This is a genomic window from Flavobacterium profundi, from assembly GCF_006491645.1.
In the GTDB taxonomy this organism is placed as follows: Bacteria; Bacteroidota; Bacteroidia; order Flavobacteriales; family Flavobacteriaceae; genus Flavobacterium; species Flavobacterium profundi.
Map to the genome: position 1 here is coordinate 107397 of NZ_VDCZ01000011.1, position 15634 is coordinate 123030.

Below are 15634 nucleotides of genomic sequence, written 5' to 3' on the forward strand. Positions count from 1 at the left end.
ATTCTGTTTAAATGTGCTTTAGTAATTCTTTTTCTGATGCCGTTAATTTCCAACTCAAAGCACCTGAATCTTCATAGAATCGATTGGGTAAGGTGCGTGCTTCCATTTTTTGTAAAATAGAAGGATGAACATAATAGGATTTACAAACGGTGGGTGTATTCCCTAATTCATCAGCAACCATTCTAATTAAAGTATTACTGAACTTCTTTTTGGTACTGGAGGCAATCGCTTCTAAAGCATAAGGATATAATTCAACAGCTAATCTTGTGGCTACCCAAGTTCTAAAATCTTTACTTGAAAAAGCTTCTCCCATATGTGAATGAATGTAAGAATTGACTTCATCACTATCAACAGCATGAAAGCAACCCGATTCGTCTTTATATCTAAAAATTTCGTAACCTGGCAACTCCGAAGATTTTTTAATTAATTTCGTTAAAATAGCGTCATCAATTTCAACATGTCTTATTTTATTACTCTTTCCTTTGTATTCAAAAACAATTTGGTCATCTTCTAAATGCATATGTTTTCTTCTTAAAGTAGTTAAGCCAAAGGTTCCATTTTGAGAAGCATACTGTTTGTTGCCAATTCGAATTCCTGTTTCATCTAAGATTAAAATCAATAACGCAATGATTTTATCTTTATTCCATTTCTTAGTTTGTACATCTGCTATGACTTTTTTTCTAAAACTTTCCAAAGCGGTTCCAAAATCTTTCATTTTAGCAAATTTTTCTTCTTGTTGTTGCTTTTCAAAAGCAGAATGATAAATGTATTGTTTTCTTCCTTTAGCATCTCTACCAATGGCTTGAATATGACCATCATCCCATTTACAGATATACACATCGGTCCACATAGGAGGAATTATTAACTTACGAAATCGATTCAATAATTTTTGATTGGTAATTTTTTTTCCATCCTCATCGAAATATTGAAACCCTTTGCCATATTTTCGTTTGTGAATCGACATTGCTTCATCGTCTACAAGCTTAAATTGCCTTTTTGATTTCAATTTTTTCATACTTTATATTTTAACCGTTCTTAATCGAAGTGCGTTTGCAATTACAGAAACTGAACTAAAACTCATGGCTAAAGCAGCAATCATAGGAGATAATAACATTCCAAAAAAAGGAAATAACAATCCAGCTGCAATTGGAATTCCAATAGAATTATAAATAAAGGCAAAAAATAGATTTTGCTTTATATTTTTCATTACGGCATGGCTTAATTCTTTCGCTTTTACAATTCCTTTTAAATCTCCTTTTACTAAAGTAATTTTGGCACTTTCAATAGCCACGTCTGTACCAGTTCCCATTGCAATTCCAATATCGGCTTGCGCTAGTGCTGGGGCATCATTAATTCCATCACCAGCCATGGCTACTATTTTTCCTTGATCTTGAAGTTTTTTTATGTAATTCAATTTATCTTCTGGCAAACAACTGGCTTTAAAATCTGAAACTTCTAATTCAGTAGCCACTGCTTGAGCCGTATTTTCATTATCACCAGTGAGCATTACTACGGAAACACCTTGTTCTTTTAATTTTTGAATAGCTTCTAAACTAGTTTTTTTAATAGCGTCAGTAATCGTAATATAACCTACTAATTTCCCTTCGATAGCGATATAAGAAACTGTTTTACCTTTTTCTTGTTCAGCTGTAACTTCATTTTGTAAAGTTTGCTCTAAAGTAATTTTTTCTTGTTCCAATAATTTTTGGTTCCCCAATAGAATTCTTTCATCATTAATTTCACCCACTACTCCCATTCCTGTAACAGCATCAAAATCATTTACTTTAAAGAAATCAACATTCTTGTTTTTTGCAAACGTAACTATTGCATTTGCCAATGGATGTTCACTATTTTGATTTAAAGAGGCTATTTTTGCTAATACTTCATTTTCACTTGCTTCATTTACCACTATCTTTTCAACCGATGGCTTTCCTTCAGTTAAGGTTCCCGTTTTATCTGTAATTAAAACATCTATCTTATCCATTTTTTCTATGGCTTCAGCGTTTTTAATCAATACCCCTAATTTGGCTCCTTTCCCTACTCCAACCATAACTGACATTGGAGTTGCCAATCCTAAAGCACACGGACAAGCAATTATTAAGACCGCAATTGCATTTACAAAACCATAGACTAATTTAGGTTCGGGACCAAAAAGCCACCATATGAAAAAAGTTATAACTGAAATAAGAACAACAATTGGTACAAAATATCTAGAAATTTTATCCACTAAATTTTGTATAGGAGCTCTGGATCGACTAGCATCAGAAACCATTTGAACGATTTGAGATAGTAATGTTTCTGAACCAATTTTTTCAGCAACCATTAAAAAAGATTGCTTTCCATTGATAGTCCCTGATTTCACCTCATCGTTCTCTTGTTTATCCACTGGAATAGGTTCTCCCGAAATCATAGATTCATCAATCGTACTTTTTCCTTCCGTGATTTTACCATCTACTGGTATTTTTTCTCCTGGTTTCACTCGAATTGTATCTCCAATTTGTATATCATGAATGGAAATTTGTTTTTCTTCTCCATTAAGTACAATAGTTGCGTTTGTAGGCGCTAATTTTAATAATTCTTTAATCGCTCCATTCGTTTTAGTATGCGCTTTTGCTTCTAAAAGTTGCCCTAATAAAACCAAAGTTAAAACCACAGCAGTAGCTTCAAAATATAGATGAACACTTCCTTCAGCTGTTTTAAATTGGTCTGGAAAAAAAGAAGGGAAGAGTAATCCTAATATACTGAAGAGGAAAGCAACTCCTGTTCCGATGCCGATTAAAGTAAACATATTTAGATTCCAATTGACTATTGACTTCCAAGCTCTTTCAAAAAACATCCAACAAGCATAAAAAACAACCGGTAGCGTTAGAAAAAACTGAACCCAATTCCAAGTTTTTAAATCCATCAGTTCATACAATGGATTATTGGGAATCATATCGGACATGGAAATAATAAAAACAGGAATACTAAATAGTAGTGCTATTTTCATTTTATGCCATAACTTTTTATACTGCTTTTCTTCTTCAGAATCTGTGGGTTGAATAGGCACTAAATCCATTCCGCACTTCGGACAGCTACCTGGCTTATCTTCCATTACTTCTGGATGCATGGGACAAGTATATTTTGTTGCTCCACTTGATTCAGGTTGTTTCACTAAATCCATCCCGCAAACTGGACAATCACCAGGTTTACCGTACACTTTATCACCTTCGCAATGCATCGGACAATAATATTTCCCAGGCGTGTGATGATGATGATTGCTTTGCTGCTTTTCTTTATTGACACTGCAACAATCAGAAAGCTTCGTTCTTTTAGATGACTGATTACCAATAGAAATTTGATATTTACTTTCTTTTCCTCCTAAAGCATCTTGCAAAACTGGCAACTCAATATGTTCAGTCATGGTAATGATTGCTTCTTTGTTTTCTTTTGATACGGTAACCTCTGTAATATTTTCTACTTTTAACAAATTGGATTTTACAGTAGCTTCACAGCCCGAACACGTCATTCCTTCTATAGTATATTTGTGAGTCATAATCTTTACATTTTATAATACAAATTTCGGAAGACAAAAAAACAATCGCTTACACAATTATGGATAGATTTTGCAAAATTTATAATTGATCTAGTTCCTTTCGCTGTATTATTTTTAATTTCTTAAAATAACTAGGTGAAAAACCTGTTACTTTTTTAAATTGGTTACTCAAATGAGCCACACTACTATAATTTAATACAGCTGCAATTTCAGAAAGTGTCAGTTCATCATAGACGATGAGTTCTTTTATTTTTTCAATTTTTAGATGTATAAAATATTTTTCTATACTAATTCCTTCCACATTGGAAAACAAATTGCTTAACTTACTATAATCTTGATGCAATTCTTGTGATAGATAATCTGACAAAGTCAGTTTCAACTGATTATTTTTATAGTGCACTAAATCGATTAGTAGTGTCTTTATTTTTTCAATTGTTTTACTATTGGCATCATCTAAAATTTCAAAACCATACGATTGTAACTTTTTACCAATTATTAACTTATCATTTTGTGTCAAATCTTTTTTAAAAACTACTTTCCCTAATTCAACCGAAACTAGAGCGTGTCCTATTTTTTCTAATTCAGAAGTAACCACCATAATGCAGCGGTTACAAACCATATTTTTAATATGAAGTTGCTTCATGTATTACTGTTTTTTTTCCAAACGTTCCATCATTTGTTTCATTTGAGCAATTTCTCGTTCTTGAGCTTCAATGATATCTTGTGCTAACTTTTTTACTTCTGGGTCTTCAAATTTGACATTACTGCTGGTCATAATAGCTGAAGAATGGTGTGGAATCATGGCTTTCATGTATTGAATATCTGAGATAGGAGTTTGGGTTCGCAGTAAATATAAGGTTCCAAAAAAGACAATTGTTGAAAAACCAATGATTCCATAATTTACTTTTTTGTTCGGATACATTTTCCACATAAACAATAACATAGAAATAGCCATCGAGGCAATCATCAAAGTAGTCATATAAACTCGGGTAAAACTGTTATAAATATGATTGAATTCGGCAACATTTAAAAACATAACCAAATACATAATTACAAAAGATACTGTCATAATTAAAGCAAACTTTAGGTAGGGATTTTTATTTTGACGTGTCTTATTTTGGTCCATAATTATATTTTTATGTATAAAAGTAAAAAGAAACTACTATTTTTTATTTTAAAATTTAATGAGATTGTTATACAATTCGCACAACAATCCCATTCTAAATTATTCTATAGTTTCAATTATTTTACCACAGGATAACATCATGGCTCCATAATATGGATTTTTAATTTGTTTTTCTTTACTAAGCCAATTGGCACCTTTTCCATCGTTTGCCATAGGACAGTGCTGATAGTAAATTGCATTGTTCAATTTAGAAGCTTTCATCAAAACATAGATATTTTCAGATATCGCTTTGAAGTTTGTTCGTTGCTCTTCTAGTTTTTTTGAACTCGCAATAATGGAAGTATTTTCTTTTAAGTGCATCCTTTTTTCCATCCAAACGTTATGTGTTTCTGCACCTAAAGAATGCATATCAACTTTTTCGATAAGGACTACTAAATCAGAAGCTAACTTAGATGCCAATTTAGAATTGGAATCTACCAAAGCATCTTTTAATTCGAAATACATTTCAAACACATTTTCTAAATTGGTTTGAGCCTCTTCAGAATTTTCTTTATGCTTCGTATTAGATGGCATCACAACATTTTCCTGCTTATTCTTTCTTTCATATTGACAACATTGCGGTAAATTATCATATGCTTCTTTTGGAGCTAAATAAGAATTGTTATCATAACCTGCTAAAGCAATACGTTTTAAAACAGCATCTTTAGTTGTTTTTTTAGCATCAAAAGTAATAGTTGCTAACTTAGTTTCTTTGTTCCAATTTACTTCAGTTTCGTTCTTAATACTTCCTGCTTTTTCAATGGTCTTTTTACACATACCGCAATTACCTGAAATTCTTTCTGTAATTGAAGTTTCATTTTTAATTTGTGCGTTACAAGATGCGAACGATACTAATAGTAATAGTATCATTATTCTATTTTGAATTGATTTCATTTTTGATAAAGTTAATTTATAAATAATATAGATTGCTTTTTAAAAAAAGCGTAAAAAAGCCACAATTATGGCTAGACATAATTATAAATCAACCTATTTTAGGAGGAGACCAAATTGAAAAATAAGGAATGACTGAGCATTTTTCTAAGTAACTAAAATTGGTCTTTCTTTCTAAAAAAAGGAAACAGCTTACTTTTAGTAAATCGTTATTTGGTAAAACACTTGAAAAAACTGTAGTCACATTACAATTTGTATTGTCACAATTTCCAGAGCAGGATTTTTTTTGTTTTTGATGATCAGAACAAGCAGGTTGTTTTGTTTCCGTTTTACTTTTAGGTGTAGCACAACATGTTTTTTCACTAGCCACAGTTTTTGAACAAGCATAGTTTCTATTTGGATTGCATAAGAATCCAATACATAGTACTATTAGAATGTAAAAAGACTGTTTCATAAGTAGATTCAAATTTACAAAAAAAATGATATTGAAAGAATAAGTTGGTGTTAATCAAAATATAAAATTTTAAACTAACCGTAAAAACACAGCAAAATAAAAAGGGGAATTCACCCTAAAGAAACAGTATTCTTGCTCTTTCTCCATACTTGGATGGAACATACATTTGTCGAACAAAAATCAATTACCCCAACAGGTAAATAAACAAAGAAAAATGAAACAATTATTTAAAAAAGAAATTTTAGTTGTAGTACTATTATTTATTACCACAACAATGTCAGCTCAATTTGTAGCAAGACATGCTATGACACCAGCTCAGTATCAAACTGAATTTAACAATTTAAATGCGAAAGGATATCGTGTAACCTCTCTTTCAGGATACACAAGTAATGGAAAAGAATTGTATGCTGCTATTTGGAAAAAAGTGGCTGGTCCAGCTTGGGCTGCTCGACATGGTATGTCTGCAGCGGATTATCAAAAAGAATTTGACGACAAGGTAAGTAAAGGGTATCGACCTGTATGTTTATCGGGTTATGCAGTAGGCAATCAAGCTAAATTTGCTGCTATTTGGGATAAAAGAGCTGGTGGTGCTTGGAAAGCAAGACATAACATGACTGCTAGTGATTATCAAAAAGCCTTCGATGATTATGGTAAATTGGGCTATCAATTGCAACAAGTGTGTGGTTATGTGGTAAATGGAAAAGAATATTTTTTAGCTTTTTGGGAAAAAAAATCAGGAGCTATTATTGCAAGACATAATCTTTCAGCAGCAGATTATCAAAAAGCATTTGATGATTGTACGAATAAAGGATACCATTTAAAATCAGTAAGCGGTTACCAAAAAGGAAATACCGATTTATATGCAGCAGTTTGGGAAAAATCGGCTACACCCGCTTGGGCAGCAAGACATGGTTTAAGTAGAGTGAATTACCAACATACATTTGACAATATGTATTACCAAGGTTATGTTCCTGAATTTGTAAATGCTTTTGCTTCCGGCAGTGGTGATAAATACAATGCCTTTTGGACAAATACAGCTATGAAATCTTCCGATTTAACCTTACTAGATAATGCAGCAAATAATTACATGAAAACACAAGGCGTAGATGGCTTATCCTTTGCGGTTACTAAAAATGGAAAACTTGTTTTTGCAAAAGCCTATGGTTATGCTGATAAATCTAAAAATGAATACCTATCTCCCAATCATTCGATGCGAATTATGAGTATTTCAAAAGGAGTTACTGCTGCTGGAATAATGAAATTATTAGAGCAAAATAAAATTAGTATGAACCAAAAAGTATTTGGCCCTAATAGTATTCTTGGCTCAAAATATCCAACTCCTGCAGACAAACCTAAATTAAATCAAATTACGGTTTCCCAATTATTACATCATACTTCAGGTTTACGTACTTGCAATGGAGAAGCTGAATTTTGGAACAAAGACAAAACCTATGATGATACCATGAAAATGTTATTAAAGTCCTCTGATTTATTAAAATTTGATCCTAATACCAAATATTCGTATTCCAATACAGGTTATTTTATCTTGGCATGCATCATCCAACAAATAAGCGGACAATCCTATGAAACGTTCATTCGTAATAATGTATTGAATCCTTCTGGTGTAGGTTCCGGAATGTATGTTGGTTTAGCCAATGGAAGTGTAAAATCGAATGAAGCACATTATACACCTGAAACCAAACAAAATATGCAATTATGGGCTGGTTTTGGTGGCTGGGTAGCGAGACCAATAGATTTAGTAAAATATTTAGGCAAAGTAGATGGAAGTACAACACCTCCAGATATTATCAAAGCAAGTACCCATGCAATTTTAACTCAAGATACAACTTTATCACCAGGTTATGCTTGCGGTTGGAGTGTTTCTGGAGATCGTCAAAATCATAACGGAGCTCATGGTGGATCAAGATCTTGGTTGGCTGAAATAGGTGGTGGTTATAGTATTGCTATAATTGTAAATAACGCCCCTTCTAATGATTCTAGTTTAAGTAAAATGCTTAACGAATTATCAACGGCTGTGAAAAATGTATCGGCTTATCCGAATTATGATCTATTCTAAAATAAATATGAAAAATAAAAAAGCTGTATTGAGAAATACAGCTTTTTTTATTAGTCTAAACTTAAAGTAATTTGCCCGTCATCTTCCAAATCCGTTTTAATATCTTCAGAAACCGATTCTTCATCGTTTACTTCCATCTTTTCTGGTTCGGGTTCAACCGGTTCTTCAAATGATAAAGATTCCAACATATTAATTTGTTTGATTTTATCAGTGGTTAATTGGTTCCCCAACGCTTTAATACCTTTCACTGCAATAAATTCTTCTAAATTTACTTGAATGGTCTCTTTTTGGACACCTTTAACTTTGGCAAACACAACCTCAGCCATTGGTTTCCAATCGGTAGAAACAATTTCTAATTGAGATTTATCGTGCTCTGTGATAAAAATTTCTTCTTTATTCTCGTTTTCAATTACAAATCGTTTTACGTAATACCGTTCTTTTTCACCATCATAATAAATTGCAGAAATAGGTTTACTTGGTTTCCATTTTTCTAAAACAATCATATCTTCTTCAAAATGAGTTGACAACTCTGGAATAATAGTTTTTACTTTACCGGATTGATTGATGATTAACAAACGATCATTCGGTTTAAATTCGCCTAATAATTCGCCTCTTCCATCTACATTCAAACGTTGCACAGTATCGTCAAACCAAATCTTTCTAGGACGAAGGGTTGAAATTCCTTTTTCTTTTAATTCGATTTTTTTGATTGGATACTTAGAAACCGTATTTCCTTTAGAACCTCTTCCTTTGATTAAAATTTCAGAAAAGTCTAAATCCCATTTCAGTTTTTTGATGCTTCCCACCTGACGTAAAAGTATGGTTACCACTTCTGCTTCCCCATTTGGATTGTGTGAAAAATATAAAATTTGTGAACCAGGTTTTTCTTGGGTAACATGATATTCTTTATCTCTAGTTACACCCGAAACATTAAATCGTTTTATAAAGGTTGCACCGTTCTTTCCATCTCTATAAATTACATTATAAATGGTTCGTTTGTCATTTTTATCGAAAACAGCTATATGGATGATGTCTTTACCAATGAATTTCTTGTCGTCTACTTTAGTAATTACCATGCGACCATCTCTAAGGAAAACAATCACATCGTCGATATCAGAACAATCGGCAACATACTCATCTTTTTTCAATCCTGTTCCAAGGAACCCTTCTTCTCTATTGACAAATAATTTGGTGTTTCGCAAGACTACTTTGGTCGCTTCTATCGTATCAAAACTTCTTAATTCGGTTTGTCTTTCACGACCTTTACCGTATTTGTCTTTTAATTTGGTAAAGAATGCAATCGTAAAATCAATAATATGCTCCAAATCGTGTTTTACCTGTTCCATTTCTGCTTCTAATTTAGCGATAGCATCTTCAGCCTTATCAGAATCGAAACGCGTAATACGTATCATTGGAATTTGCGTTAATTTTTGTAAATCCTCATCATGAATATCACGTACAAAATCTTTTTTAAACGGTTCGAAACGCTTATATAAGTATTCATACAATGATTCTCTATCACCATACAATTTAAAATCGATGTACATTTCTTCACGAATGAAAATCTTCTCTAAAGTTGAAAAATGCCACTTGTTTTCCAATTCATCCAATTGGATCTCCAACTCTCTTTTCAATAACTCCACCGTTCTTTGCGTTGAAATTTTCAGCATATCTGAAACACCAATAAACAACGGTTTATTATTTTCAATTACACAACCTAAAGGTGCTACAGAAGTTTCGCAAGCAGTAAATGCATATAACGCATCAATCGTTTTATCTGGAGAAACACCTGCTGGAAGATGAATTAAAATTTCTACTTCAGCAGCTGTATTGTCTTCAATTTTTTTAATCTTAATTTTCCCTTTTTCATTGGCTTTCAAAATACTATCAATTAAGGTTGATGTATTCGTAGAAAAAGGAATTTGAGAAATGACTAAAGTGGTTTTGTCCAACTGACTGATTTTGGCACGAACTCTTACACGACCGCCACGCATACCATCGTTATAATTAGAAACATCAGCAATACCAGCGGTAGGAAAATCTGGATATAAGGTAAACGGTTTTCCTTTTAATATTTTTATCGAAGCATCGATCAATTCGTTAAAATTGTGTGGCAATACTTTGGTTGACAAACCTACCGCAATACCTTCTGCTCCTTGTGCTAAGAGCAAAGGGAATTTTACGGGTAAATTAATCGGTTCTGCTCTACGACCGTCATAAGAAAGTCCCCATTCAGTAATTTTTGGAGAATATAAAATATCGTGACCTAACTTAGAAATTCGTGCTTCAATATAACGAGAAGCTGCAGCACTATCTCCTGTAAGAATGTTTCCCCAGTTTCCTTGCATATCAATTAACAAGTCTTTCTGACCAATTTGCACCATGGCATCACCAATACTCGCATCACCATGCGGATGATACTGCATGGTATGTCCAACAATGTTCGCCACTTTATTGTAACGACCATCGTCTAACTCTTTCATGGAATGCATAATTCTGCGTTGTACAGGTTTAAAACCGTCTTCAATAGCTGGAACAGCACGTTCTAAAATTACATACGAAGCGTAATCTAAAAACCAATCCTTGTACATACCCGTTACTTTTGTAATGGTATCTTCTGGATTTTCGTTGTTTTCGTAGAAATGATGCCCTGATGTTTTGATGTCATCAAAGCCTTCCGTTTCTTGAGATTCGTTTCCTAATTCGTTTTGCTCGTCTGGGTTTACGTTTTCTTCTTCGTCTTTCATTTATATTTTGGTTAACGGTTAACAGTTAAAAGTTGACAATAAATTGCACTTTTAAACTGTAAGCTGCGAACTATTCCTTTTCAATTACATCCAATTCCACTTTCAAATTATTGATAATAAAATCTTGTCGGTCTGGTGTGTTTTTCCCCATATAAAACTCTAGTAAAGTTTCAATGGAAGTGGCTTTATCCAACATAACAGGATCTAAACGAATATCGTCTCCAATAAAATGTTTGAACTCGTCGGGTGAAATTTCTCCCAATCCTTTGAATCGGGTAATTTCTGGTTTTGGTTTTAATTTTTCAATCGCATTAACCCTTTCTTCATCAGTGTAACAATAAATGGTTTCTTTTTTGTTACGCACACGGAATAATGGCGTTTGTAAAATATACAAATGACCGTCTTTTATTAATTCTGGAAAAAATTGTAAAAAGAAGGTGATTAATAACAAGCGAATGTGCATTCCATCGACATCGGCATCGGTTGCAATAACAATATTATTATAACGCAAATCACCCATATCTTCTTCAATGTTTAAAGCAGCTTGCAACAAATTGAATTCTTCGTTTTCGTACACAATTTTTTTGGTCATTCCATACGAATTCAAAGGTTTTCCGCGCAAACTAAAAACCGCTTGTGTATTCACATCTCGTGATTTCGTAATTGATCCAGAAGCCGAATCTCCCTCCGTAATAAAAAGCGTACTTTCTAAACTTCTTGGATTTTTAGCATCGGTTAAATGCACGCGACAATCACGTAGTTTTTTATTGTGTAAACTGGCTTTTTTGGCTCTGTCTTTGGCCAACTTACGAATACCAGAAAGTTCTTTTCTTTCGCGTTCTGCTTGTAAAATCTTACGTAACAAGGCGTCTGCCGTTTCCGGATTTTTATGTAAGAAATTATCTAGTTTGGTTTTTACAAAATCATTGACAAACGTACGCACTGTAGGTCCTTTTGGTCCCACATCAGTAGAACCTAATTTGGTTTTGGTTTGCGATTCAAAAACGGGTTCTTCTACTTTTACTGAAATCGCAGAGACAATGGATTTTCGGATATCGGAAGCTTCAAAATTTTTATTATAAAATTCTTTAATTGTTTTTACAATCGCTTCTCTAAAAGCACCTAAATGCGTTCCACCTTGCGTCGTATTTTGTCCGTTTACAAACGAATGATATTCTTCAGAATATTGTGATTTACTATGCGTTAAGGCGATTTCAATATCATTACCTTCCAGATGAATAATGGGATACACCATATCTTCTTCTGCAATGTTTTCGTCAAGTAAATCTTTTAATCCATACTCCGATACAAATTTCTCTCCATTGTAATAAATCGTTAAACCGCGATTTAAATAACAATAGTTTTTAAGCATTTTAATGATATATTCATTACGATACTTATAGTTTTTAAAAATAGTCTCATCGGCAACAAATGAAACTTTAGTTCCCTTGCGTTTTGTAGTTTCAACTACTTCTTCTTCTGTTGTTAAATTACCAGCTGAAAATTCTGCTGCTTTTTGCTGGTTATCACGTACCGATTCCACTCTAAAGTAGTTGGACAAGGCATTCACCGCTTTGGTACCCACACCATTTAAACCAACCGATTTTTTAAAGGCTTTAGAATCGTATTTACCTCCAGTATTCATTTTAGAAACTACATCCACTACTTTTCCTAAAGGAATACCACGACCATAATCACGCACGGTCACTAATTTATCTTTTATGGTTACCTCAATGGTTTTACCAGCACCCATAACAAATTCATCGATACAGTTGTCGATAACTTCTTTGAGTAAGATATAAATTCCATCGTCTGGTGAGGATCCGTCTCCCAATTTTCCAATGTACATACCTGGACGCATACGGATATGCTCTTTCCAGTCGAGTGAACGAATATTGTCTTCGGTATATTGATTTTGCTCTAGCATAAACAGATTTTGGATTTTGTGCAATATACTATTTCTCTTTAAAAAATGAAAGTCTGTATTTTATAAGTTATTGACAAAAGGGTTTTAAAACAAAAAAGAAAAAAGAGAAAAGAAAAAAGAGGAAAGAGAAAAGAATTACAATTTGTTTTTTTAATACTTTTGATCAACACTACTGGAATTTGTACCAAGTTTAAGAATGGCAAAAACAGCTTTAAAATGCAGAAAGATTTTGATAAATTAATAAAACTAATTAGTAGTAATAATAATCCAATTGTTATTGAATTACTTTCACATTGTCTAGAAACTGAAATAACGTATTCCACATTTCATAAAGAATCTTGTCAAAACAATAGAGCATATTTAGCAAAGCTCTATCAAGAAAGATGGGATTTTATAAAAATTATGCGTAACAATGAATTCGTCAAAGGATTTGAAGAAGTCGTTCCAGAACTTAACCAAACCAAATTTAACAACATTGGCATCTCAAATATCACTTCAAATTATGGAAGTTATTTAGTATTTACAGATGATAATAAAAAGAATTTTATTGGAATTTTAAAATCAAAAAGAACATTAACAGAGATTAGAGATAAATATCGTCATCATAAAAAATTAGTAGAACAAATGGGCGAGAGTGTATTATATGATTATGAAGAACATGAAATAGTCTTTTATAAAGGGATTATTCAAAAAAAGTAACCTATTAAATTTTTAATTAATCTCCAACTTATATCCTACACCATGAAAATTAAGCAATTTAATTGAAGCATCTTCTTTCAATTTAAGGCATAATTTAGAAATATTGGTATCTAACCTTTTTGCAAAAAACTAAGCGACTTATTATTTATTTTTAACTTGAATGTAGTTTTGTCTTTTACTAGGCATACCCTTTTTGTATCTCACTTTTACAAATAAAAATTTTTTTGTACTATTTTTTTTCTATTTTAGCTAAAATTAAGCCCCTTATTTATGTTATTTCTTTTTGGAACCAGAGCTACAAGAATTCACAGAAAAGTTCTTGAAGACAACACAGAATGTGTCAATTGTAACAATCAAAACACATTAATTGCAACTACCTATTCACGCTATTTTCATATTTTTTGGATTCCGTTTTTACCTGTTGGGAAAACCACCATTTTAGAATGTAGCCATTGTAAAAAATCGTATGCTGAATCAGATTTAAATGAAACTATTAAACAAAGTCTCGTTAAAAGTCAAGAAGCTGATCCACCAAAATCGCCAACGTGGCAAGGCTGTGGCTGTTTACTTATTTTTGCTTTTGTAATATTTTCTACACTATCCATGTTAATTGGTTATCTTTTCAATAAAGATGAAATTGACGAATCTATGGATGATGTTCGATCTGAATATTTACAAGATGATATTGCTAAAACTAGAAACAATCCAGACAAAAAAACCGATTCTCTTTCCTTTTATATAAAGACTTGTGTCGATATTTCAATAGAAGGTATTGATATGGATCAGATTAGATATTACTCTAAAATTAATGAAGACAAGTTACTCATTTTACTAAAAGTAGGAGACATGAAAAAAATTGAACCTTCTTCTCGAAAAGAATTGGTTTATGCCGTTCAGAACTGTCTTGATTTTATCACAAAGGAGAAAAAATATCAAACTTACATAGCTGTTGATGGCAAATGGAATATGCTTTTAGTAAAAACCCCTCAAGGATCAGATTTAGGCGGTAAATTTGCTGATTCTAAACTTTTATTACCTTTTTATGATACAAAATTGAAAGTAAAAGAAAAGAACCAAGATACAGCAACAGAAGATACTGAGGAATAAAATTAAGAGAAACACCAAAATGAATCCTTTTAAAAAACACCTTTTTCTGAAATGCTTAGAAAAAGGTATTTTTTTATTTAATTGATTTCTAATTTATATCCTACGCCATGAATATTCAGTAATTTAATTGTAGCATCCTCTTTCAGTTTTAAACGTAATTTGGAAATATAAGTATCTAAACTTCTTCCTACAAAAACACCATGGTCTTCCCAAACTTTTTTAGTTAATTCCTCACGTTTAATAATTTGATTCGGTTGAGCCATAAAAATAGTCAACAACTCACATTCTTTTTTGGAGAGGCTTATTTCTGTAGTTTCTTTAATCAGTTTGTTTTGTCCATGATAAAATTTATATTTTCCAATGATTGTATAATTTTCATCCTCTTCAAAAGAAACAAGTTTAGCTTTGCGTTTGAAATATACAAGTGCTATAATTCCAAAAAACACGAAAAAGAAACTATACAAAAAGCTAACAAAAGAATTATTGCTATTTGCTTTTTCAGTTTTTTTGGTAAATCGAACATTTATATGATAACAGCTTTTTTTTAATTGTCTTCCACCGCAAGGAATAATGCTTTTTTCTATATTTTGTTCCATTTGGTAACTGTAAGCCACTTCTCTATCTTTACATTGAAGCACTTCAACTAAATAGTTTTTTGGCAAATTGGCTTTTAAAAAACTATTCTTAATTAAGTTTACTAAACTATCAGGTTGTATCGTTAATTCTTCTTCAAACGACAATTGATATTCAAAACTATCTAGAGTAACTACTGGTTTTATTACAGATATTGTATCTTGATTACTTAATAATAATTGATGGCCCACATCGCGTAAAGCCACTTTTATCAAACTAGAAGTATCTCCATTTGATTCCTTTGTACATGAAACCAAACTTAGAAGCAATCCAATTACGATTAAAAATTTAAGGAAATAGGGTGTACAGTTATTCATCATGGGATGCAAATAACATATAATTTTACGAAATTTTACAGCTATTGACACTTTTTTGACATTTTTTTGACACTTTTGGTCT

Annotated in this window: 12 protein-coding genes; 3 read left to right on the forward strand and 9 right to left on the reverse strand. The window is 32.2% G+C overall.

The features are described from left to right. Positions 1 to 7: 7 nt before the first annotated feature. The 6 genes from FHG05_RS13985 to FHG05_RS14010 form a co-directional block, all read right to left on the reverse strand. Positions 8 to 1015, reverse strand: a complete 1008-nt coding sequence (locus FHG05_RS13985) for a DNA topoisomerase IB (RefSeq protein ID WP_140998722.1) — start codon at positions 1013 to 1015, stop codon at positions 8 to 10. 3 nt (positions 1016 to 1018) lie between these two features. Further along, on the reverse strand, positions 1019 to 3535 hold the full coding sequence (locus FHG05_RS13990; RefSeq protein WP_140998723.1) for a heavy metal translocating P-type ATPase: 2517 nt from the start codon (positions 3533 to 3535) through the stop codon (positions 1019 to 1021). A gap of 79 nt (positions 3536 to 3614) precedes the next feature. Next, on the reverse strand, positions 3615 to 4178 hold the full coding sequence (locus FHG05_RS13995) for a helix-turn-helix domain-containing protein (RefSeq protein WP_140998724.1): 564 nt from the start codon (positions 4176 to 4178) through the stop codon (positions 3615 to 3617). 3 nt (positions 4179 to 4181) lie between these two features. Further along, on the reverse strand, positions 4182 to 4661 hold the full coding sequence (locus tag FHG05_RS14000) for a DUF305 domain-containing protein (RefSeq protein WP_140998725.1): 480 nt from the start codon (positions 4659 to 4661) through the stop codon (positions 4182 to 4184). 99 nt (positions 4662 to 4760) lie between these two features. Continuing rightward, positions 4761 to 5594, reverse strand: coding sequence for a DUF3347 domain-containing protein (locus FHG05_RS14005; protein WP_140998726.1), 834 nt, complete (start codon positions 5592 to 5594; stop codon positions 4761 to 4763). Positions 5595 to 5682: 88 nt separating this feature from the next. Then, complete coding sequence (locus tag FHG05_RS14010) at positions 5683 to 6045, reverse strand: hypothetical protein (protein ID WP_140998727.1); 363 nt, start codon at positions 6043 to 6045, stop codon at positions 5683 to 5685. 214 nt (positions 6046 to 6259) lie between these two features. Between FHG05_RS14010 and FHG05_RS14015 the strand changes: the two genes are divergently transcribed. Then, positions 6260 to 8122, forward strand: a complete 1863-nt coding sequence (locus tag FHG05_RS14015; protein WP_140998728.1) for a serine hydrolase — start codon at positions 6260 to 6262, stop codon at positions 8120 to 8122. 50 nt (positions 8123 to 8172) lie between these two features. On the opposite strand, the gene FHG05_RS14020 is transcribed toward FHG05_RS14015, so the two are convergent. Further along, complete coding sequence (locus tag FHG05_RS14020) at positions 8173 to 10869, reverse strand: DNA gyrase/topoisomerase IV subunit A (protein WP_140998729.1); 2697 nt, start codon at positions 10867 to 10869, stop codon at positions 8173 to 8175. Positions 10870 to 10939: 70 nt separating this feature from the next. Next, positions 10940 to 12796 (reverse strand): DNA topoisomerase IV subunit B, encoded by a 1857-nt coding sequence (locus tag FHG05_RS14025; protein ID WP_140998730.1) that lies wholly within the window; start codon positions 12794 to 12796, stop codon positions 10940 to 10942. 216 nt (positions 12797 to 13012) lie between these two features. Between FHG05_RS14025 and FHG05_RS14030 the strand changes: the two genes are divergently transcribed. After that, entirely contained in the window at positions 13013 to 13495 is a 483-nt protein-coding gene (locus FHG05_RS14030; RefSeq protein ID WP_140998731.1) for a hypothetical protein, read from the forward strand. A gap of 270 nt (positions 13496 to 13765) precedes the next feature. After that, on the forward strand, positions 13766 to 14602 hold the full coding sequence (locus tag FHG05_RS14035; RefSeq protein WP_140998732.1) for a zinc-ribbon domain-containing protein: 837 nt from the start codon (positions 13766 to 13768) through the stop codon (positions 14600 to 14602). Between the two features lie 77 nt (positions 14603 to 14679). Here the strand turns inward: FHG05_RS14035 and FHG05_RS14040 are convergent, their stop codons facing one another. Continuing rightward, the gene (locus FHG05_RS14040) at positions 14680 to 15603 is read right to left on the reverse strand and encodes a winged helix-turn-helix domain-containing protein (protein ID WP_140998733.1); all 924 of its coding nucleotides are present in this window, start codon (positions 15601 to 15603) and stop codon (positions 14680 to 14682) included. Positions 15604 to 15634 lie beyond the last annotated feature (31 nt).

Coding starts and splice junctions, on each gene's coding strand:
- FHG05_RS13985 (WP_140998722.1), bottom strand. CDS start 1,015: ATGAAAAAATTGAAATCAAAAAGGCAATTTAAGCTTGTAGACGATGAA.
- FHG05_RS13990 (WP_140998723.1), bottom strand. CDS start 3,535: ATGACTCACAAATATACTATAGAAGGAATGACGTGTTCGGGCTGTGAA.
- FHG05_RS13995 (WP_140998724.1), bottom strand. CDS start 4,178: ATGAAGCAACTTCATATTAAAAATATGGTTTGTAACCGCTGCATTATG.
- FHG05_RS14000 (WP_140998725.1), bottom strand. CDS start 4,661: ATGGACCAAAATAAGACACGTCAAAATAAAAATCCCTACCTAAAGTTT.
- FHG05_RS14005 (WP_140998726.1), bottom strand. CDS start 5,594: ATGAAATCAATTCAAAATAGAATAATGATACTATTACTATTAGTATCG.
- FHG05_RS14010 (WP_140998727.1), bottom strand. CDS start 6,045: ATGAAACAGTCTTTTTACATTCTAATAGTACTATGTATTGGATTCTTA.
- FHG05_RS14015 (WP_140998728.1), top strand. CDS start 6,260: ATGAAACAATTATTTAAAAAAGAAATTTTAGTTGTAGTACTATTATTT.
- FHG05_RS14020 (WP_140998729.1), bottom strand. CDS start 10,869: ATGAAAGACGAAGAAGAAAACGTAAACCCAGACGAGCAAAACGAATTA.
- FHG05_RS14025 (WP_140998730.1), bottom strand. CDS start 12,796: ATGCTAGAGCAAAATCAATATACCGAAGACAATATTCGTTCACTCGAC.
- FHG05_RS14030 (WP_140998731.1), top strand. CDS start 13,013: ATGCAGAAAGATTTTGATAAATTAATAAAACTAATTAGTAGTAATAAT.
- FHG05_RS14035 (WP_140998732.1), top strand. CDS start 13,766: ATGTTATTTCTTTTTGGAACCAGAGCTACAAGAATTCACAGAAAAGTT.